The organism is Streptomyces sp. A1277 (genome assembly GCF_004795015.1).
Classification (GTDB): Bacteria; Actinomycetota; Actinomycetes; order Streptomycetales; family Streptomycetaceae; genus Streptomyces.
In genome coordinates, this window is sequence record NZ_SSBI01000016.1 from 96,821 (window position 1) to 116,043 (window position 19,223).

The following is a 19,223-nucleotide window of genomic DNA, read 5'->3' on the forward strand; positions in this document are numbered from 1 at the left end:
AGAGGTGTCGTGTGTATGGACCCCATCCACTGAAGAAGCGAAGGCTACGAAGTGCGTACGTACAGCCCCAAGCCCGGCGATGTCACTCGCCAGTGGCACATCATCGACGCGCAGGACATCGTCCTGGGCCGTCTGGCCACCACGGCTGCGAACCTCCTCCGAGGCAAGCACAAGGCGATCTACGCCCCCCACATGGACATGGGCGACTTCGTCATCATCATCAACGCCGACAAGGTGCACCTGTCGGGCAACAAGAAGACCCAGAAGATGGCGTACCGCCACTCCGGGTTCCCGGGTGGTCTGCGCTCCGTGCGCTACGACGAGCTCCTCTCGAAGAACCCCGAGAAGGCCGTCGAGAAGGCCATCAAGGGCATGATCCCCAAGAACTCCCTGGGCCGCCAGATGATCTCGAAGCTGAAGGTCTACGCGGGCGACCAGCACCCGCACGCTGCGCAGCAGCCGGTCCCGTACGAGATCACCCAGGTCGCGCAGTAGTTCCGGCCTCCCCCCAAAGACGTAAAGAAAGATCTGAGGAGAATCGTGGCCGAGACCACTGTTGAGACGACCACCGACGAGCCTGTGGGCACCGAGGGCGAGGAGACCTTCGCCGAGGTGACCACCTTCGAGTCGGAGGTCCCCGTCGAGGGTGAGTACACCTCCGAGTCGCTCGCCGGCCGCTTCGGCGACCCGCAGCCCGCCGCCGGCCTTGGCCGTCGCAAGAACGCCATCGCCCGCGTCCGGATCGTTCCGGGCACCGGCAAGTGGAAGATCAACGGCCGCACCCTTGAGGGCTACTTCCCGAACAAGGTGCACCAGCAGGAAGTCAACGAGCCCTTCAAGGTGCTCGAGCTCGACGGCCGCTACGACGTCATCGCCCGCATCTCGGGTGGCGGCGTCTCGGGTCAGGCCGGCGCCCTGCGCCTCGGTGTGGCCCGTGCGCTGAACGAGGCGGACGTGGACAACAACCGCGCCACGCTGAAGAAGGCCGGCTTCCTCTCCCGCGACGACCGTGCGGTCGAGCGCAAGAAGGCCGGTCTCAAGAAGGCCCGCAAGGCCCCGCAGTACAGCAAGCGCTAAACCGCCTGCTCACCCGCGTTATACGTTCGCCCCGGCGGCACACCTCGTGCTGCCGGGGCGTTCGTTTATCGACATCCTCGGGCATATAACGACATAAGGCGTTCATAGGCTTGTTGGTTGCTTGATCTGAACTATGCGTTTCGGAGCACTTTCGGAGGACACCAGTGGGACGACTCTTCGGCACGGACGGCGTGCGCGGTGTCGCCAATGCGGACCTGACGGCCGAGCTCGCGCTCGGCCTCTCGGTGGCCGCGGCGCACGTACTGGCCGAGGCGGGCACCTTCGAGGGCCATCGGGCGACGGCCGTGGTGGGCCGCGACCCACGAGCCTCCGGCGAGTTCCTGGAGGCCGCCGTCGTGGCCGGCCTCGCCAGCGCGGGCGTCGACGTCCTGCGCGTCGGCGTGCTGCCGACCCCGGCCGTGGCCTACCTCACCGGCGCGCTGGGCGCCGACATCGGGGTCATGCTCTCGGCCAGCCACAACGCCATGCCGGACAACGGTGTCAAGTTCTTCGCGCGCGGCGGCCACAAGCTGGCCGACGAGCTGGAGGACCGCATCGAGACGGTCTACGAGCAGCACCGCACCGGCGAGCCGTGGTCCCGCCCGACCGGCTCCGGCGTCGGCCGCGTCACCGACTACACCGAGGGCTTCGACCGTTACGTCGCCCACCTCATCGGCGTCCTGCCCAACCGGCTCGACGGCCTGAAGGTCGTCCTGGACGAGGCCCACGGCGCCGCCGCCCGCGTCTCGCCCGAGGCATTCGCCCGCGCCGGGGCCGAGGTCGTCACGATCGGCGCCGAGCCGGACGGCCTGAACATCAACGACGGCTGCGGCTCCACACACCTGGCGCTGCTGCGCGCCGCCGTCGTCGAGCACGGCGCCGACCTCGGCATCGCGCACGACGGCGACGCCGACCGCTGCCTGGCCGTGGACGCGGCGGGCGAGGAGGTCGACGGCGACCAGATCCTGGCCGTGCTGGCCCTCGCCATGCGCGAGGCCGGGCAGCTGCGCGGGAACACCGTCGTCGGCACCGTGATGTCGAACCTCGGCTTCAAGATCGCCATGGAGCGCGAGGGCATCCAGCTCGTCCAGACCGCCGTCGGCGACCGCTACGTCCTGGAGTCCATGAAGGCCGAGGGCTACGCGCTGGGCGGCGAGCAGTCCGGCCACGTCATCGTCCTGGACCACGCCACGACCGGCGACGGCACGCTGACCGGCCTGATGCTGGCGGCCCGCGTCGCCGCGACGGGCCGCCCGCTGGCGGAGCTGGCCGGGGTGATGGAGCGCCTGCCGCAGGTCCTCGTCAACGTCCCGGACGTCGACAAGTCCCGCGTGCACACCTCGCAGGAGGTGGCCGCGGCCGTCGCCGAGGCCGAGCGCGAGCTAGGCGCGACCGGCCGCGTGCTGCTGCGCCCCTCGGGCACGGAGCCGCTGGTACGGGTCATGGTCGAGGCGGCCGACATCGAGCAGGCCCGCGCGGTGGCCGGGCAGCTGGCGGACGTCGTGAAGTCGGCGCTGGGGTAGTCCGGGGCCGGGTGGGCGCTGGGGTGGTCCGGGGCCGGGTGGGCGCTGGGGTGGTCCGGGGCCGGGTGGGCGGTGGCGCCGCGAAGGCTCGCCGCCCACCCGCCTCAGCCGTTCCCCTCGGCCGCCGCCGGGGGCTCCTGGGCGCGCTGCCTGCGCTGGGCGGCGCGCCACAGCGCCTTCTGGGTGATCAGCGTCAGGGTGCCCGCGAACACGATGCCGCCGAGGTTCTCCAGGAGCTGGCGCGCGGAGCCGGACATCTGGGCGTAGTCGCTGTAGCTGAAGGCCACCGCCGCGTTGGCGGCGGCCGGCACGGTGGTCACCGAGATGGCGACCCCGATCAGCGCCCCGGACTTCGCCGAGGTCAGCGAGAGCGTGCCGGCGATGCCCGCGAGGAACGCGACGACGAACGACAGCCAGTCCGGCTGCCAGACGAACGCGGTGTTGGGCCGGTCGGCCTCGATCATGCCCTGCTCGAACAGCCCGAAGAGGTCCATCAGCCAGGAGAACCCGGACGTCAGCACCATGGCAGCCGCGAAACCGCCGACGAGCGCCGACAGCGAGCGCCACACCAGGTGCGGGGCGCGCTGCACCAGGGCGGTGGAGATCCCGGCCAGCGGCCCGAACTCCGGACCGACCGCCATCGCGCCCACGATCAGGATCGAGTTGTCGAGCATCACACCGCAGGCCGCGAGCATCGTCGCGACGGCGAGGAACGCCAGGTAGGTGACGCTGAACGTGGACTCCTCGTGGGTCGCCTCGGACAGCTCCTCCCACAGCACCGCGTCCGCGCCCTCGCCCGGCGCCGCCTTCTCGGCCTCTTCGGCGCGCGCGGAGAGCGTGAGGTCCAGGTTCTCGACGGTGACCGCCCCGTAACGGTCGACCCCGAGCCGCCGCAGGGCCCCGATCAGCTCGTCGCCCGCCTCGCGCGCGACGTCGCACAGCACCACGTCACCGGCGGGGTCGCGCGCGACCCCGGGCAGCACCACGAGGTGGGCGGTTCCGGCGGTCCGCTCCAGCAGCCCGGTCACCTCGTCCGTGCGGTCGGCGGGCACGATCACGCGCAGATGCAGCACAACGCTCCTCGTGGAGGCTCGGGCGGCTCGAACGGCTCAGAGCTTGCGCAGGGACAGCCGCTGGACCTTGTGGTCGGGCCCCTTGCGCAGCACCAGCGTGGCACGTCCACGCGTCGGAGCGACGTTCTCCACGAGGTTCGGCCGGTTGATGGTCCGCCACATGGTGGCCGCGTACTCCAACGCCTCCGCCTCGGAGACCTGCGTGTACTTGCGGAAGTACGAGGACGGGTCCTGGAACGCCGTCGCGCGCAGCTTGCGGAAGCGGTTGAGGTACCAGGTCTCGATGTCCTCCGGCCGGGCGTCCACGTACACGCTGAAGTCGAAGTAGTCGGCGAGCCCCACCCGGGTGCGGCCGTCCTTGCCGGGCAGGGCCGGCTGGAGGACGTTCAGCCCCTCGACGATCAGGATGTCCGGACGCCGCACGGTGAGCCGCTCGCCGGGCACGATGTCGTAGATCAGGTGCGAGTAGACGGGCGCGGTGACCTCGTCCTTGCCGGCCTTGATGTCGGCGACGAAACGGGTCAGGGCGCGCCGGTCGTACGACTCCGGGAACCCCTTGCGCGACATGAGGCCGCGCGCGTGGAGCTCCTTCATCGGGAGCAGGAAGCCGTCGGTGGTCACCAGCTCCACCCTCGGGTGCTCCGGCCACCGGGCCAGCAGCGCCTGGAGGATGCGGGCGCTGGTGGACTTGCCCACGGCGACACTGCCCGCGACCCCTATGACGAACGGCGTCCCGCGCTGCGCGCCCTGCCCGTTGCCCGCGTCCCCGAGGAAGGTGTTCAGGGCGCCGCGCAGCCCGGAGGTGGCCTGCACGTACAGGTTGAGGAGCCGGGAGAGCGGCAGATAGACGTCCCGCACCTCGTCGAGGTCGATGACGTCCCCGAGCCCCCGCAGCCGCTCCACCTCCTCTGCGGTCAGCGGCAGGGGCGTCTTGTCGCGCAGCGCGCTCCACTCCGCCCGGGAGAGGTCGACGTACGGCGTCGCGGCGTGCTCGGCGCGTCGGTTCGTGCTCCGTGTCGGCGAAGTGATCACAGGTTCATTGTCGCGGGAGTTCGAACGGAGTGGGGGGTGGGGTCGGTCACGTGGGGGAGTACGGGGCCCCGGGCGGGCCCACGACGAAGGCCGGCCGGGCGCCCCGAGGGGTGCCCGGCCGGCCTTGTCCTTCTCGCCGCCGTCCTAGTCCGTCCCGGACTCCATCGCCGCGCGGTCCAGCATCTCGTCCGCGTCGGAGACCTCGCCCCGGGAGGCGATGGCCTGGGCGCCGCCCTCGGGGAGGGAGCCGATCAGGCCGGTCGCGGCGGCCTGGGCCGCGCCGATGGCCGGGTTGGCGTTGCCGATCATGCCGAGGCCCGCGTACTGCTCCAGCTTGGCGCGGGAGTCGGCGATGTCGAGGTTGCGCATGGTGAGCTGGCCGATGCGGTCGACCGGGCCGAACGCGGAGTCCTCGGTGCGCTCCATGGACAGCTTGTCCGGGTGGTAGCTGAACGCCGGGCCCGTGGTGTCGAGGATCGAGTAGTCCTCGCCGCGCCGCAGCCGCAGGGTGACCTCGCCGGTGACGGCCGTACCGACCCAGCGCTGGATCGACTCGCGGACCATCAGCGCCTGCGGGTCCAGCCAGCGGCCCTCGTACATCAGCCGGCCGAGGCGGCGGCCCTCGTTGTGGTACTGGGCGAGGGTGTCCTCGTTGTGGATGGCGTTGACCAGGCGCTCGTACGCGGCGTGCAGCAGGGCCATGCCGGGGGCCTCGTAGATGCCCCGGCTCTTGGCCTCGATGATCCGGTTCTCGATCTGGTCGGACATGCCCATGCCGTGGCGGCCGCCGATGGCGTTCGCCTTCATCACCAGGTCGACGGCGGTCTCGAACTTCTCGCCGTTGATCGTGACCGGCCGGCCCTGGTCGAAGCCGATCGTGACGTCCTCGGTCTCGATCTCGACCGACGGGTCCCAGAACCGCACGCCCATGATCGGCTCGACGTTCTCCACCCCGGTGTTCAGGTGCTCCAGGGTCTTGGCCTCGTGGGTGGCGCCCCAGATGTTGGCGTCGGTGGAGTACGCCTTCTCCGTGCTGTCGCGGTACGGCAGGTCATGGGCGACCAGCCACTCCGACATCTCCTTGCGCCCGCCGAGCTCCGTCACGAAGTCCGCGTCCAGCCAGGGCTTGTAGATCCGCAGGTGCGGGTTGGCCAGCAGGCCGTAGCGGTAGAACCGCTCGATGTCGTTGCCCTTGAACGTGGAGCCGTCGCCCCAGATCTGCACGTCGTCCTCAAGCATCGCCCGGACCAGGAGCGTGCCCGTGACCGCGCGGCCCAGCGGCGTGGTGTTGAAGTACGCCCTGCCCCCCGAACGGATGTGGAAGGCCCCGCACGTCAGCGCGGCCAGGCCCTCCTCGACGAGCGCGGCGCGGCAGTCGACCAGGCGGGCGAGCTCGGCGCCGTACGCCTTGGCGCGGCCCGGCACCGAGGCGATGTCGGGCTCGTCGTACTGGCCGATGTCGGCGGTGTAGGTGCACGGGACGGCGCCCTTGTCACGCATCCAGGCGACCGCGACCGAGGTGTCGAGGCCGCCCGAGAAGGCGATGCCGACGCGTTCGCCGGCGGGCAGGGAGGTGAGGACCTTGGACATGGGAAGATTATGCATCATCTCGCATGATCATGCAATGCTGGGTTGCAATGCTGGGTTGCAGCGCCGGATTGCAGCGCCGGTTCGGCCCGGGAGGGAATACCCCCGCCGGGTATATGGTTCAGTCGTGCGGGGCGGGGCGCCCGTGGATACCCGTCCCGTACGGCACGACGGAGGGAGCGCACGATGGACCACGAACACGCCCACGCGCACGGCGCCCACGACCACCACGCCGACCACCACACCGCCCCCGGCCCCGGCGGCCACGCGTCCTGGCGGATGGCGGCACAGGCGACTCTGCACTGCCTCACCGGCTGCGCCATCGGCGAGATCCTCGGCATGGTGATCGGCACGGCGGCCGGCCTGCACAACGGGGCCACCGTGGCCCTCTCCATCGTCCTGGCCTTCGTCTTCGGCTACGCGCTGACCATGCGCGGGGTCCTGCGGGCAGGCGTGCCCCTGCGCCGGGCCCTGAAGGTGGCCCTGGCCGCCGACACCCTGTCGATCGCCGTCATGGAGGTCATCGACAACACCGTCATGGTGACGATCCCCGGCGCCATGGACGCGGGCCTGGCCGACGCCCTCTTCTGGGGCGCGCTCGCCGGCTCCCTGGCCCTCGCCTTCGTGATCACGACACCGGTCAACCGGTGGATGATCGGCCGCGGCAAGGGCCACGCCGTGGTCCACGCCTACCACTGAGCGGCGTACGGGCTCACTTCCGCCAGAACAGGTGGTGCGCCACCCCGCTCGGGCTCGGTACGACGTCCAGGTGGAAGCGGTCGCGCAGATCGTCCGGCGAGTCCCAGAGCCGCAGGCCCGACCCCAGCTTCACCGGGGACACCGCCACGTGCAGGGTGTCGACGAGGTCGGCGTCCAGGAACTCCCTGACGGTCGTGACCCCGCCGCCGAGGCGTACGTCCTTGCCCTGCGCCGCCTCCCGGGCCTGCGCCAGGACCTCGGCGGGCTCACCGTCCACGAAGTGGAACGTGGTGTCGGAGAGCGTGAACGAGGGGCGCTTGTGGTGGGTCAGGACGAACACCGGCGTGTGGAACGGCGGTTCGCCGCCCCACCAGCCCTGCCACTCGTGGTCCTCCCAGGGCCCGCGCTGCGGGCCGAACTTGTTGCGGCCCATGATCTCGGCACCGATGTTGTGCGAGAAGTCCCGCGTCATGTAGTCGTCCAGGCCCCGGCTCCCGCCCGGGTCGGTCCGGCCCGGCCAGCTCGCCGTCGCCCCGGCCCAGGCGAACATCTGCCCCGGATCGACATGGCCGAAGGGCCGCTCCAGGGTCTGGTCCTCGCCGGCGGCGACGCCGTCCGCGGAGACGGTGAAGTTCTGGACCCGCAGCAGTTGAGTCATGAGTGATCTTCTCCCGGTGAATGGGTGACAACGCAAGGGGTGACTCCTCGGGCGGGCCGAACTCATCGCCGTACACCGTCCCGATCCCGCACCGAGTCGGCGGACGGCTGTGTCGCCGGACGCGGCGGCTACGCCGTAGTGGGCAACGCCCCACGGCAGTCGGCGCAGTACCCGGGCTCCGGTGCCCGGAACCCCCGGTCGCAGCCGTCGCAGTTCTGTATGGCGTCGTGAGTCCCGGCTCGTTCGGCGGCCGGGAGCGGCGCCGGAAGGCCGGTGGTCAGCCGGTGCGCGAGGAGTCTCGCGGGGCACTTCAGCGGGGCGGGGAGGGCACTCGTCAGCGCCCTCGCGATGGCGGCGGGTGTGACGTCGCGTTCGAGCCAGGCGGCGACGGCGGGGGTGAGCGCGGCGATGTCGCCTTCGTGCAGCACGATCTCGGCCGCCTCTCGCCGCAGCCCGAGGAGCAGGGCGCGCGCCGCCCGGTACAGCTCGGGGTGAGGGGCCTGCGGCCGGGGGAGGGGCGGGCGCTTCGCGGGCGGTTCGGGCCGGGGCGGGAGCGGTGCGACGGCTGCGGGGGGAGCGACGGCTTCGGGGGGAGCGGGGGGAGCGGGGTGCGGAACCGGCGTCCGTACGGGTGCCCGTGAGGCCGGGCGTACGGCGGCGCGCGGCTGGTTGTACGAGGTCGTGCGGGTGACGACCCGGCCGTTGGGAAGGCGCTCGCGCTCGCGCGTGAGGTAGCCGTGTTCCTCCAGTTCGCGCAGGGCCCCGGCGATGCGGGTCTCGCTCTCGGGGAAGCGTTCGGTCAGGCACTTGACGCCGACCTTCGCCCCGGCGGGCAGCGACTGGATGTGCGTGGCCAGGCCGATCGCGACGAGCGAGAGTTCGCTGTGCTGGGCGAGGTGGTTGCCGATGACGGTGAAGTGGGTGGTGTGGCGCACGTTTTGGTGCACGATGCCCCGGGACGGGGCGCGCGGGGGCGCGATAACCTGCGGTGTATCCATCGGGAAGGGTTCTGCTTCCTCGGTGGTGAGGCCCTCGCCAGGGATTGCTGTCCCGGCGGGGGCTGTCACGTTTCTGACGTCTGGCTGGGCGAGCATATGCCAGGCAATCGGGGTCATATCCAGCCCAGTTGGGCAACCTCACCCGTGCGGGTGACGGGCGCGCGTGGGCGCACGGGGCCTGCTCAGGTCCGCCCGGGTCGGGTGGGTTGGGTGGGTTTCTTTCCCAGAGGTCCTTTAAAGCCTTTACGTCGTGGACCACCGGGTCGCGGCCGGCCGGGTCGCCGTCCATCGGGTCGCGGCTGTCACGATCCGGTGAGCGCGATCTCCGCCCAGACGGTCTTGCGGGGGAAAGGTCCGCGTTCGACGCCCCAGCGGGTGGCAAGCGCCTGGACCAGCAGTAGTCCGCGCCCGGACTCCGACACCTCGCTCTGCGCCTGGAGGCACGGCGCTTGCTCGCCGCGCGCGTCCGTCACCTCGATGCGCAGCGTGTCCTCCTCGACGGTCAGCTGGACGCGGAAGTCCCGCCCCGGCACGTATCCGTGCAGCACGGCATTGGCCGCCAGTTCGGCGACGACGAGAGGGGCGGCGTCGAGAGGGAGCCCCCAGGAGCGGAGCTGCTCAGTCGCCAGCAGCCGGGCGAGCCGGGCGCCCCGGCGGGTGGCGGAGAGCTGGACGACGAACTGGCCGCTGCGGGTTCGCGGATGGGTGATTTCTCGGTTCACGTCACTCAGCGTGGCCGCACGTGTCTACGCTGAACAGCAGTGACGCGTGTACGGACGGTGACTGTCCAGCGGTTGTACGGGGCTGTCCGGTGCGTACAGGATCTGGGTGGCTGGAGGCGGGTGGCGGGTGAGCGTGAACGACATTGCGGGCGACCAGGACTGGGGCCCTGAGCCCGAGGACGATTCACAAGCGGTGGTCGCGGCGGTCGGGCGGCAGATCCGGGTCTGGCGGGAGGCGGCCGGTTTACGTGCGGCGCAGCTGGGCGAGCTGATCGGCTACGGCGAGAACATGGTCTACAAGGTGGAGTCGGGTGTCCGGATCCCGAAGCCGGAGTTCCTGGACAGGGTGGACAAGGCGGTCGGGGCGGAGGGCAAGATCGCCGCGATGAAGCAGGACGTGGCGGAGGCGCGGTACCCGAAGAAGGTCCGGGACCTGGCCAAGTTGGAGGCCAACGCCGTGGAGATGGGCGCGTACGACACCGATGTGATCAACGGCCTCCTTCAGACCGAGGAGTATGCCCGCGCCCTGTACAGGGAGCGGCGTCCGGCTTACGCCGAGGACCAATTCGAGCGCCTGGTGGCCGCGCGCATGGCCCGGCAGTCAGTTCTGGACCGCCGTCCCGTACCTCTGCTGACCTTCGTCCAGGAGGAGACAACGCTTCGGCGGCCGATCGGGGGGAGGGCCGTGCTGAGGCGCCAACTCGAACGCTTGCTTGAGCTGGGGGCGTTGCGTCACGTCGAGATCCAGATCATGCCGACAGAGACGGAGGAGCACTCGGGGCTGGCGGGCTCGCACCGTGTGCTTAAGCTGAAGGACGGCACGGCTGTCGGGCTCAACGAGGTGCAGCTCACCAGTCGGCTGATCAGCAATCCCAGGGAGGTTCAGATCCTTGAGATGCGGTACGGCATGATCAGGGCGCAAGCGCTCACGCCGCGGCTGTCGCGGGCCTTCATCGAAAAACTGCTGGGAGAGACATGAGTGCCAAGTCCTCGGCCGGGAGCACGTCCGACTTGACCTGGTTCAAGAGCAGTCACAGCTCGAACGATGGACCTTCGTGCGTAGAGGTGGCCGCAGCCCCCGCCACCATCCACGTCCGCGACTCGAAGAACATCCCCGGCCCGGAACTCGGCTTCACCCCGGCCGCCTGGGCCGACTTCGTCTCGTACGCATCGGACAACTGACACCGGCACCACCGCTCACGAAGGACCTGCCGCGCACACCCGCGCCGCAGGTCCTTCGCGTGTATGTACTCAGCGCCACCCCGCGATGACGTCCTCCGGGCCCCAGTGCGCGGCCAGGTCCTTCGCCGCCGTGTCCGTCGGGGGGACGCGGCCGACCGCGATCAGGGGAGCGTCCTGGGCACCTGGGACCTGCTGCGCGGAGGCGACGAGTTCCGCGAGGTCGCGTGCCCCGAACGGAGTCTCGTCGCGCCATTTCACCGAGCCGACGAAGCAGACGCGGCCCGCGACCGGGGCCGCGTCGGCGCCGATGAGGTCGACCTCGGGGTTGTTCTGCCGGTTCCACCAGCCGCCGACCTCCACGGCCTCGGGGAAGAGATCATCGGGGACTCGGCGCGCCAGGGACTCCCTGATCACCGGCTCCACCGCGCGGCTCCGCCACGAGGGCCAGGAACGCTGGATGCGTGCGGCCGAGATCTCGCCCCTGCCCCTCTCCGCCTGGGCGACGGCGTCTTCCAGGTGGGCCAGCCAGAAGCGCAGATACGTGTCGGCGATGCGGTAGCGCTTGAGCTTGAGGGCCGGCTGGGTGGAGAGCGGGACGTCGGTGGCCACGATTCGTTTGGCCTCCGTGAGTTCGTTCAGTATCGGGGCGAGCGTGCCGTGTGCCAGCGCGCGCCCGTCTGCGCCTCCCGTGCTCGCGGCGATGCCGGAGAACGTGCGCTCGCCGGAGCCGATCGCCCGGAGCACCCGGCCCGCTTGGAGACGTGCGGGGAACTCCGCCGCGAGCGACCGCTCGCCCGTGGTGAGCAGGACCGACGACGGGTCCTCCAACTGGCGGTCGAGATACGCGGCGACGGGCTCGCCGGTATGCCAGCCGGTGACCACCTCGGGGAAGCCCCCGGTGACGAGGTAGGCGTCCAGCGCCGCCCCCGCGTCCAGACCGGTGGAGTCCTGTACGTCGGCCGGGCTGAGCGGCCCCACGGTGTACTGGCCGGCCCGGCCGTAGAACGGGTGGTCGTACGAAGTCAGCCGGTCCATCATGGCGAGGTCGGAGCCGAGTAGCAGCAGGAGCACCGGCTTGGCGGACAGGTGCATGTCCCAGGCCGTCTTGAGCGCCGCGCCGAAGCCGCCGTCCGCCTCGGACAGCCACGGGACCTCGTCGAGGACGAGGATCACCGGCTCGTCGCAGGGCAGGGCGGCGCTGACGGCGGCCAGCGTCCGCCCCAGTCCTCGGGGGCGGACGCGTGTCCCAGTGCCGCACCGTGGTCCCGCATCCCCTGACCACCGGCGACCGCGTCGAACAGAGCCCGCCGGGCGAGGGGCGCCGGCTGGCTGCGGGTCGCCTGGAAGAAGACGTACGGCCGGCCCGACCGGGCGCAGAACTCCTGCACGAGCCGCGTCTTGCCGACACGTCGCCGCCCCTTGACGACCAGCGCCTGTCCGGCGCTGCCGCCCGCGCCGGAGGCGACGCGCTCCAGCCACGATCCGAGGATGCGCAGCTCGCGGCCGCGTCCGGTGAAGGCCACTGGTCCTCCATGAAGTCGTAGTGGCTCAAAGTATGAAGCATTCCTACTTCACCGCCGGTCGGCCGGACTCGGAGGGTCGGCTCGACAGCGCCCGCTACCCCCGGAACGGCCGGTACGTCAGCTGCTTCACGCGGCGCAGCAGCGGCATCGACTCCACGTGTTCGACGCCGTCGAGCCGGCCCAGGCGTGCGCTGAGGTAGCGGTAGAGGTGGGCCGGGTCGCGGGTGATCACGACCGCCATCAGGTTGGACGGGCCCGTGGTGGCCGCCGCGTAGGCCACCTCGGGGTCGGTCGCGAGTGCTTCGCCCACCGTGTGCAGGGCGCGGGGTGCGGCGGTGACGCACAGCATGGTGGCGTTGCGGAAGCCCAGGTGGCCGGAGTCGAACTCCACGTCCACGTACAGCGCGCCGGAGGCGGTGAGCCGGGCCATGCGGCGCTTGACCGCGGATTCGGAGAGGCCCGTCGCGCGCTGGAGCTCGGGGTAGGTGGCGCGGCCGTCCCGTTCCAGTGCGGCGACCAGGGGTTCGTCGTCGGCGGTGATGACGGCCGGGCCCGGCGGGGCGGAGGCGGGGGGCGGGGCGAGGGCGGCGGTCTCCTCGGGGGTCAGGGCGCCGCTCTTGTGGAGCCAGCCGGCCGGGCCGCCGTAGAAGCGGTGCAGGAGCTGGTGGGCGCGGATGTCCACGATGTGCGGGGTGCGCGGGAGCTTGCCGAGGAGCAGGTCGTCGGCGTCGCCCCGGCTGCGGACGTTGGCCGTGCACGTCACCTCCGTACCGCCCGAGGTCAGCCCGATCCACGAGGTGTCGGGGCGTTTGGCCAGGGCCTCCGCGATGGCCATCGCGCCCTCGGGGGCGCAGCGCACCCGCAGCAGCCAGTGCTCGAACGACTCCTCCGAGGCCGCGCACCGCACCCCCACCACCCGCAGGCCGCCCTCCGTCCGCAGCCTGCGGAACCGGCGCGCCACCGTCTGGTCGGAGACCCCGAGCGCGGCGGCGATCCGGCTGAAGGGGGCGCGGGCGTCCAGCTCCAGCGCGTGCAGGATGCGCAGGTCGAGGGCGTCGCCCCGGGTGGGTGATTCCACTGCTTCAGGTCCCTTTCATGTCGGATTCCGGCGCCGGGGTGTCGCTGGCTGGGGATTCCGTACGCGGTCGTCCGATCGTACGGGGGTGGCCGCCGGCCGCACCGAAGCCGTACGGGCCGCACCGAAGCCGTACAGGGAGAAGGACCAAGGACATGCGTAAGTGGGGGCCGCTCACCGCGGTCTGTCTGGGGACGTTCATGCTGCTGCTGGACGTCACGATCGTCATCGTGGCACTGCCCGACATGGCGCGGGCGCTGGGCGCGTCGCTCTCCGACCTGCAATGGGTCATCGACGGCTACGCGCTCGCGCTCGCCGCGCTGCTGCTCGGCATCGGTGCCGCGGCCGACCGGCTCGGGCGGCGCCGGGTCCATGTCGCGGGCGTCGTGCTGTTCGCCGTCGCCTCGCTGGCCTGCGGGCTCGCCTCGTCGCCGACCGCGCTGGTCGCCGCGCGCGGGGTGCAGGGGGTGGGCGCGGCCGCGATGTTCGCGACGACGCTGCCGCTGCTCGCCTCGGTGTACCAGGGCAAGGACCGGTCCGTGGCGCTCGGGCTGTGGGGTGCGGTCAGCGGGGGCGCCGCCGCGATCGGGCCGGTGGTCGGCGGGCTGCTGACCGAGGGGCCCGGCTGGCGCTGGATCTTCTTCGTGAACCTGCCGGTCAGCGTGGCCGCCATCTGGCTGACCCTCAGGACCGTGCCCGAGTCGCACGGCGCGCGCGACCGGCGGACCGACTGGGCGGGGACCGCGGCGTTCGCGGTGTTCGCGGGGGCGGCGACGTACGCCGTCGTACGGGCGGGCAGCGTCGGCTGGACGTCCGGGCAGACGCTCGCCACCTTCGGGATCGCCGCGCTCGCCCTGCTCTGCTTCGTCCTGGTGGAGCTGCGTGTCCCCCACCCGCTGCTGGACCTCTCGCTGTTCCGGACCTCCGCCTTCACCGGCGTGATGGCCGGGTCCCTCGCGTTCAACCTGGCGGCCTTCGGCGTGCTGCCGTACACCTCGATCTGGTTGCAGACGGTCCTCGGGCTCAGCCCGGTCCAGGGCGGTCTGGCGGTCCTGCCGCTGGCCGCCACCGCGTTCGTGGTGGCCGCCGCCGGCGGCCGGCTGCTGCACGGGGCGCAGCCGCGCCTGACCATCGGCATCGGGCTCGCCCTCACCGGCGCCGGCACGCTCGGTCAGGCCGTGCTCGGCGCGGGCTCCTCGTGGCCCGCGCTGATACCGGGCCTGGTGGTCGCGGGCATCGGTACGGGGCTGGTGTCGCCGGCCATCGCGGGCGCGGCGCTCGCGGCGGTGCCGCCGGAGCGGGCCGGCATGGCGGGCGGCGCGGTCAACACCTTCCGTCAGCTCGGATACGCCTTCGGGGTGGCCGTCCTCGGGACGGTGCTGACCTCCCGGATGGGGGAGAGCGTGGGCGACGGCGAGTCCCACGCGCTCGCGGGCGGCGGCGCGGCCGGGCTGCGCGCGGCCGGGGTGCCGGAGCACGCGCTGCGGGCGGCGTTCGCCTCGGGGCTGAACGTGGCGGCCGTGGTGGCCGGTGCGGTGGGGATCGTCGCGGGGGTGGCGGTGCTGCTGCTCGTGAAGGGGAAGCGGGGGGCGCCGGGGGCGCCGGAGGCGCCGGGGGCTGCGGGGAGCGGTGCGGTGGCGGAGGCCGTGCGGGCCGGCTGAGGGCGCGCCACCTTCGGCGGCGCCTTGTCCTCAATCGCCGGACGGGCTTGAAGCGGCCGGTGCGGGCTCGACGGGCCGACGGGCGCGCTGGGCCGGCGGGCTCGCTGGGCCGGCGGGCTCCGTTGGGCTTGAAATGGGGATCACTTCTGCGACTATGCGAAGAACAGGGGCTGGTGACCAGGAAAGGACCACTATGTGCGGAATCGTGGGTTACGTCGGTGGGCAGTCGGCGCAGGACGTCGTCGTCGCGGGCCTCAAGCGGCTGGAGTACCGGGGGTACGACTCCGCCGGCATCGCCGTCCTCGCCGACGGCGGGCTGGCCGCCGCCAAGAAGGCCGGGAAGCTCGTCAACCTGGAGAAGGCGCTGAGCGAGCGCCCGCTGCCGGCCGGCAGCGCCGGGATCGGGCACACCCGGTGGGCCACCCACGGCGGGCCCACCGACGTCAACGCGCACCCGCACCTCGACAACGCGGGCCGCGTCGCCGTCGTCCACAACGGGATCATCGAGAACTTCGCGGCCCTGCGCGCCGAACTCGGCGAGCGCGGCCACGACCTGCTCTCCGAGACCGACACCGAGGTCGTCGCCCACCTCCTCGCCGAGGCGTACAGCCAGAGCGGGGAGCCGGCCGAGGCGATGCGGCAGGTGTGCCGGCGCCTCGAAGGGGCGTTCACGCTCGTCGCGGTCTTCGCGGACGCGCCCGACGTCGTGGTCGGCGCCCGGCGCAACTCGCCGCTCGTCGTCGGGGTGGGGGAGGACGAGGCGTTCCTCGCCTCCGACGTCGCCGCGTTCATCGCGCACACCCGGTCCGCGATCGAACTCGGCCAGGACCAGGTCGTGGAGCTGCGCCGGGAGGGCGTCACCGTCACCGGGTTCGACGGGGAGCCCGCCGAGGTGCGCGCGTACCACGTGGACTGGGACGCCTCGGCCGCCGAGAAGGGCGGGTACGCCTCCTTCATGCTCAAGGAGATCGCCGAGCAGCCCAAGGCCGTCACCGACACCCTCCTCGGCCGCATCGACCCCGAGGGCACCCTCCACCTGGACGAGGTGCGCATCACGCGCGGCGAGCTGCGCGAGGTCGACAAGGTGGTGATCGTCGCCTGCGGGACCGCCTTCCACGCCGGGATGATCGCCAAGTACGCCATCGAGCACTGGACCCGCATCCCCTGCGAGACCGAGCTGGCCAGCGAGTTCCGCTACCGCGACCCGATCCTGGACCCGCACACCCTGGTCGTCGCCATCTCCCAGTCGGGCGAGACGATGGACACCCTGATGGCCCTGCGGCACGCCCGCGAGCAGGGCGCGAAGGTGCTCGCCATCTGCAACACCAACGGCTCCACCATTCCCCGCGAGTCCGACGCCGTCCTCTACACGCACGCCGGGCCCGAGGTCGCCGTCGCCTCCACCAAGGCGTTCCTGACCCAGCTCGTCGCCTGCTACCTCGTCGCCCTCTACCTCGGCCAGGTGCGCGGCACCAAGTGGGGCGACGAGATCCGGACCGTCATCCGGCAGCTCTCCGAGATCTCCGGCTCGGTCGACCGCGTCCTGGAGACCATGGAACCGGTCCGGGAGCTGGCCCGGTCGCTGGCCTCCCACGACACCGTGCTCTTCCTCGGCCGGCACGTCGGCTACCCGGTCGCCCTGGAGGGCGCGCTGAAGCTGAAGGAACTCGCGTACATGCACGCCGAGGGGTTCGCCGCAGGAGAGCTCAAGCACGGGCCGATCGCGCTCATCGAGGACGGGCTCCCGGTCGTCGTCGTGGTGCCGTCCCCGGCCGGGCGCTCGGTGCTGCACGGCAAGATCGTGTCGAACATCCAGGAGATCCGGGCCCGCGGCGCCCGTACCGTCGTCATCGCCGAGGAGGGCGACGACGAGGTCGTCCCGTACGCCGACCACCTCATCCGGATTCCGGCAACGCCTACGCTGCTTCAGCCGCTGGTCGCCACCGTGCCGTTGCAGGTCTTCGCCTGCGAACTGGCGACGGCCCGCGGCAACGAGGTCGACCAGCCGCGCAACCTGGCGAAGTCCGTCACGGTGGAGTGAACCGGCGGTCGGGAATGAGGGCGGGTACGTGATCATCGGGGTCGGGATCGACGTGGCGGAGATCGAACGGTTCGACGCGGCGATGCGGCGCACGCCGCTGCTGGCCGCGCGCCTCTTCGTGGAGGAGGAACTGCTGTTGCCCGACGGCGAGCGGCGCGGCATCGCCTCGCTGGCCGCCCGGTTCGCGGCCAAGGAAGCCCTGGCCAAGGCGCTCGGCGCGCCCGCGGGACTGCTGTGGACGGACGCCGAGGTGTACGTCGAGGACAGCGGCCGGCCGAGGCTGCGAGTACGCGGCACGGTCGCCGCCCGCGCCGCCGAACTGGGCGTGGAGCACTGGCACGTGTCGCTCAGTCATGACGCCGGGATCGCCTCGGCGGTGGTGATCGCGGAGGGATAGGACCCTTGCGTGGCGCGTCCCCGGCCATTCCTGCGTACGTTGGGGGCATGCGTACCGCCTACAGCGTTGAGACCGTCCGGGCCGCCGAGCAGGCCCTCATGGCCCGGCTCCCCGAAGGGGCGCTGATGCAGCGCGCCGCCGCCGGGCTCGCCGCCGCCTGCGCCGATCTGCTGCGCCGCGCCGGACGGGTCTACGGCTCCCGCGTCGTCCTCCTCGTCGGCACCGGCGACAACGGGGGCGACGCCCTGTACGCCGGCGCCCGGCTCGCCCGGCGCGGCGCGGGCGTGGTGGCCGTACGGGCCGTCCCCGGCCGGGCCCACGAGGGCGGCAGCGCGGCCCTGCGCGCGGCGGGCGGGCGCGTCGTGGACGGCGGGGACAGCACCACCCACCAGGACTGGGCCGGGCGCATCGACCTCGTCGTGGACGCCATCACCGGCATCGGCGGACGCGGCGGACTGCGGCCCGAGGCGGCCGAGCTGGTCGAGCGGTACACCGCGCACGGCGCCCCCGTCATCGCCGTCGACCTGCCCAGCGGCGTCGAGGCGGACACCGGGGAGGTGCCCGGCGACGCGGTGCGCGCGGACGCGACGGTCACCTTCGGGGCGTACAAACCGGCGCTGCTCGTGGACCCGGCCGCCGAACGGGCCGGTGCGCTGCGCCTCGTGGACATCGGGCTCGGCGCCGAACTCCCCGACGTGCCCGACCTGGAGGCCCTTCAGTACGCGGACGTGGCGGACCTGCTGCCCGTGCCCGCCGCCGAGAGCGACAAGTACCGGCGCGGCGTCGTCGGCATCGCCGCCGGATCGACCCGCTACCCGGGCGCCGCCGTGCTGGCCGTCTCCGGGGCGCTGCGCGGCGGGGCGGGGGCCGTGCGTTACGCGGGCCCCGGCGGCGAGGCCGTCATCGCCCGGCATCCGGAGGTCCTGGTCCACGCGGGCCGCCCCTCGCAGGCCGGGCGGGTGCAGGCGTGGGTCGTCGGGCCCGGGCTCGGCGACGGGACGGAGGCCGTGGCGGCCGTCGCCGACGTGCTGGCCGCCGAGGTGCCGGTGCTGGTCGACGCGGACGGGCTGCGGCTGCTGGACGCCGACGTGGTCCGGGCCCGCACCGCGCCCACCGTCCTCACCCCGCACGCCGGGGAGGCCGCGGCGCTGCTCGGCGTCCCCCGCGAGGAGGTCGAGGCCGGGTGGCTCGCCGCCGTGCGCGCCCTGGCCGAGCGGTTCGGCGCCACGGTCCTGCTCAAGGGCTCGACCACCCTGATCGCCACCGACACCCCGCACACCCCGGTCCGGGTCAACCCGACGGGCACCTCGTGGCTGGCCACCGCCGGCAGCGGCGACGTGCTCTCCGGCCTGACCGGCTCCCTGCTCGCCGCCGGCCTCGCCCCGCTCGACGCCGCGTCCGCCGGGGCCTACCTGCACGGCCTCGCGGCCCGCCGCGCGGCGGACGGCTCCCCGCTCGCCGCGCTGGACGTCGCCGAGGCGATCCCCGCGGCCTGGCGGGACGTCCGGGCCTGAGCGATCCTGGAGGCAGCATCCGCACCCGAGAGGCGGTCGGCCGTGAGCAGCAGCGACGAGGTGCGCGTACGCCGGGTGTACGACCCCGCGGAGGACGGCGACGGCACTCGTGTCCTGGTCGACCGGCTGTGGCCGCGCGGGGTCTCCAAGGAGCGGGCCGCGATCGACCGCTGGCTGAAAGACCTCACCCCCTCGGACGAGCTGCGCTCCTGGTACCACGAGGACCGCTCCGAGACCCGCTACGACTCCTTCGTGGACCGCTACCGCGCCGAACTCGCCGACCCGGTGCACGCGGCGGCCGTGGACGAGCTGGTGGGGCTGGTCCGCGAGGGCGGCCCGGTGACGCTCGTCACGGCGGTCAAGGACGTCCCGCACAGCCACGTACCGGTCCTGGCCGAACACCTGGAGCACGAGTTGCACCACGGCTGACCAGCCCGTGCACCGGTTCGGCACGCCCCGCC

General features: G+C 72.4%; 20 protein-coding genes. 11 read left to right on the top strand and 9 right to left on the bottom strand.

Translation table 11 applies throughout. The features are described 5' to 3' along the window. The first annotated feature begins 51 nt into the window (after window positions 1-51). From rplM to glmM, 3 genes are all read left to right on the top strand, one after another. A complete protein-coding gene (rplM, locus tag E6R18_RS13530; RefSeq protein WP_136317119.1) occupies window positions 52-495 on the top strand; it encodes a 50S ribosomal protein L13 in 444 nt (147 codons plus the stop codon). A gap of 45 nt (window positions 496-540) precedes the next feature. Then, window positions 541-1,077 (top strand): 30S ribosomal protein S9, encoded by a 537-nt coding sequence (gene rpsI / locus E6R18_RS13535; RefSeq protein ID WP_136317120.1) that lies wholly within the window; start codon window positions 541-543, stop codon window positions 1,075-1,077. Window positions 1,078-1,241: 164 nt separating this feature from the next. Beyond that, window positions 1,242-2,600, top strand: a complete 1,359-nt coding sequence (gene glmM, locus E6R18_RS13540; protein ID WP_136317121.1) for a phosphoglucosamine mutase — start codon at window positions 1,242-1,244, stop codon at window positions 2,598-2,600. A gap of 104 nt (window positions 2,601-2,704) precedes the next feature. Here glmM and E6R18_RS13550 read toward each other — a convergent pair whose 3' ends face one another. From E6R18_RS13550 to argG, 3 genes are all read right to left on the bottom strand, one after another. Then, window positions 2,705-3,673 carry a DUF389 domain-containing protein gene (locus E6R18_RS13550; RefSeq protein WP_136317122.1) on the bottom strand — a complete coding sequence of 323 codons (969 nt, stop codon included), beginning with the start codon at window positions 3,671-3,673 and terminating at the stop codon, window positions 2,705-2,707. 36 nt (window positions 3,674-3,709) lie between these two features. Further along, window positions 3,710-4,705: a type I pantothenate kinase gene (gene coaA, locus E6R18_RS13555; protein WP_136317123.1), complete on the bottom strand. Its 996-nt coding sequence runs from the start codon at window positions 4,703-4,705 to the stop codon at window positions 3,710-3,712. 144 nt (window positions 4,706-4,849) lie between these two features. Next, window positions 4,850-6,295: an argininosuccinate synthase gene (gene argG / locus E6R18_RS13560; protein WP_136317124.1), complete on the bottom strand. Its 1,446-nt coding sequence runs from the start codon at window positions 6,293-6,295 to the stop codon at window positions 4,850-4,852. A gap of 183 nt (window positions 6,296-6,478) precedes the next feature. Here argG and E6R18_RS13565 point away from each other — a divergent pair, with 183 nt between their 5' ends. Then, window positions 6,479-6,991 carry a DUF4396 domain-containing protein gene (locus E6R18_RS13565; protein ID WP_136317125.1) on the top strand — a complete coding sequence of 171 codons (513 nt, stop codon included), beginning with the start codon at window positions 6,479-6,481 and terminating at the stop codon, window positions 6,989-6,991. 13 nt (window positions 6,992-7,004) lie between these two features. Here the strand turns inward: E6R18_RS13565 and E6R18_RS13570 are convergent, their stop codons facing one another. From E6R18_RS13570 to E6R18_RS13580, 3 genes are all read right to left on the bottom strand, one after another. Then, on the bottom strand, window positions 7,005-7,649 hold the full coding sequence (locus E6R18_RS13570; RefSeq protein ID WP_136317126.1) for a dihydrofolate reductase family protein: 645 nt from the start codon (window positions 7,647-7,649) through the stop codon (window positions 7,005-7,007). Window positions 7,650-7,777: 128 nt separating this feature from the next. Further along, on the bottom strand, window positions 7,778-8,647 hold the full coding sequence (locus E6R18_RS13575; protein WP_136317127.1) for a helix-turn-helix domain-containing protein: 870 nt from the start codon (window positions 8,645-8,647) through the stop codon (window positions 7,778-7,780). Between the two features lie 302 nt (window positions 8,648-8,949). Then, window positions 8,950-9,369 (bottom strand): ATP-binding protein, encoded by a 420-nt coding sequence (locus tag E6R18_RS13580; protein ID WP_136317128.1) that lies wholly within the window; start codon window positions 9,367-9,369, stop codon window positions 8,950-8,952. A 127-nt stretch (window positions 9,370-9,496) separates the two neighbouring features. Here E6R18_RS13580 and E6R18_RS13585 point away from each other — a divergent pair, with 127 nt between their 5' ends. Both E6R18_RS13585 and E6R18_RS13590 read left to right on the top strand, forming a co-directional pair. Next, entirely contained in the window at window positions 9,497-10,348 is an 852-nt protein-coding gene (locus tag E6R18_RS13585; RefSeq protein ID WP_240799718.1) for a helix-turn-helix transcriptional regulator, read from the top strand. After that, window positions 10,345-10,551, top strand: a complete 207-nt coding sequence (locus tag E6R18_RS13590; RefSeq protein ID WP_136317130.1) for a DUF397 domain-containing protein — start codon at window positions 10,345-10,347, stop codon at window positions 10,549-10,551. Before E6R18_RS13585 ends, E6R18_RS13590 begins: the two co-directional genes overlap by 4 nt. Before the next feature lie 69 nt (window positions 10,552-10,620). On the opposite strand, the gene E6R18_RS13595 is transcribed toward E6R18_RS13590, so the two are convergent. The 3 genes from E6R18_RS13595 to E6R18_RS13600 form a co-directional block, all read right to left on the bottom strand. Then, the gene (locus tag E6R18_RS13595) at window positions 10,621-11,724 is read right to left on the bottom strand and encodes a DUF234 domain-containing protein (protein ID WP_206308276.1); all 1,104 of its coding nucleotides are present in this window, start codon (window positions 11,722-11,724) and stop codon (window positions 10,621-10,623) included. Next, complete coding sequence (locus tag E6R18_RS34415; RefSeq protein ID WP_206308277.1) at window positions 11,721-12,074, bottom strand: ATP-binding protein; 354 nt, start codon at window positions 12,072-12,074, stop codon at window positions 11,721-11,723. Before E6R18_RS34415 ends, E6R18_RS13595 begins: the two co-directional genes overlap by 4 nt. A 94-nt stretch (window positions 12,075-12,168) precedes the next feature. Beyond that, window positions 12,169-13,152 carry an Lrp/AsnC family transcriptional regulator gene (locus E6R18_RS13600; protein WP_136317131.1) on the bottom strand — a complete coding sequence of 328 codons (984 nt, stop codon included), beginning with the start codon at window positions 13,150-13,152 and terminating at the stop codon, window positions 12,169-12,171. A gap of 152 nt (window positions 13,153-13,304) precedes the next feature. Here E6R18_RS13600 and E6R18_RS13605 point away from each other — a divergent pair, with 152 nt between their 5' ends. The 5 genes from E6R18_RS13605 to E6R18_RS13625 all read left to right on the top strand — a co-directional run bounded on the left by E6R18_RS13605 (window position 13,305) and on the right by E6R18_RS13625 (window position 19,191). Continuing rightward, window positions 13,305-14,810, top strand: a complete 1,506-nt coding sequence (locus tag E6R18_RS13605) for an MFS transporter (RefSeq protein ID WP_136317132.1) — start codon at window positions 13,305-13,307, stop codon at window positions 14,808-14,810. A 193-nt stretch (window positions 14,811-15,003) separates the two neighbouring features. Continuing rightward, window positions 15,004-16,851 (top strand): glutamine--fructose-6-phosphate transaminase (isomerizing), encoded by a 1,848-nt coding sequence (glmS, locus tag E6R18_RS13610; RefSeq protein ID WP_136317133.1) that lies wholly within the window; start codon window positions 15,004-15,006, stop codon window positions 16,849-16,851. 28 nt (window positions 16,852-16,879) lie between these two features. Continuing rightward, window positions 16,880-17,248, top strand: a complete 369-nt coding sequence (locus E6R18_RS13615) for a holo-ACP synthase (protein ID WP_136317134.1) — start codon at window positions 16,880-16,882, stop codon at window positions 17,246-17,248. A 47-nt stretch (window positions 17,249-17,295) separates the two neighbouring features. Beyond that, a complete protein-coding gene (locus E6R18_RS13620) occupies window positions 17,296-18,762 on the top strand; it encodes an NAD(P)H-hydrate dehydratase (protein WP_136317135.1) in 1,467 nt (488 codons plus the stop codon). 42 nt (window positions 18,763-18,804) lie between these two features. After that, window positions 18,805-19,191 (top strand): DUF488 family protein, encoded by a 387-nt coding sequence (locus tag E6R18_RS13625; protein WP_136317136.1) that lies wholly within the window; start codon window positions 18,805-18,807, stop codon window positions 19,189-19,191. The last annotated feature ends 32 nt before the right edge of the window (window positions 19,192-19,223 follow it).

Bases quoted from the DNA above. Each gene is read 5' to 3' on its own strand.
- E6R18_RS13575 (WP_136317127.1), bottom strand. From the start codon at position 8,647: ATGGATACACCGCAGGTTATCGCGCCCCCGCGCGCCCCGTCCCGGGGC.
- argG (WP_136317124.1), bottom strand. From the start codon at position 6,295: ATGTCCAAGGTCCTCACCTCCCTGCCCGCCGGCGAACGCGTCGGCATC.
- E6R18_RS13620 (WP_136317135.1), top strand. From the start codon at position 17,296: ATGCGTACCGCCTACAGCGTTGAGACCGTCCGGGCCGCCGAGCAGGCC.
- E6R18_RS13605 (WP_136317132.1), top strand. From the start codon at position 13,305: ATGCGTAAGTGGGGGCCGCTCACCGCGGTCTGTCTGGGGACGTTCATG.
- E6R18_RS13590 (WP_136317130.1), top strand. From the start codon at position 10,345: ATGAGTGCCAAGTCCTCGGCCGGGAGCACGTCCGACTTGACCTGGTTC.
- E6R18_RS13565 (WP_136317125.1), top strand. From the start codon at position 6,479: ATGGACCACGAACACGCCCACGCGCACGGCGCCCACGACCACCACGCC.
- glmS (WP_136317133.1), top strand. From the start codon at position 15,004: ATGTGCGGAATCGTGGGTTACGTCGGTGGGCAGTCGGCGCAGGACGTC.
- E6R18_RS13570 (WP_136317126.1), bottom strand. From the start codon at position 7,649: ATGACTCAACTGCTGCGGGTCCAGAACTTCACCGTCTCCGCGGACGGC.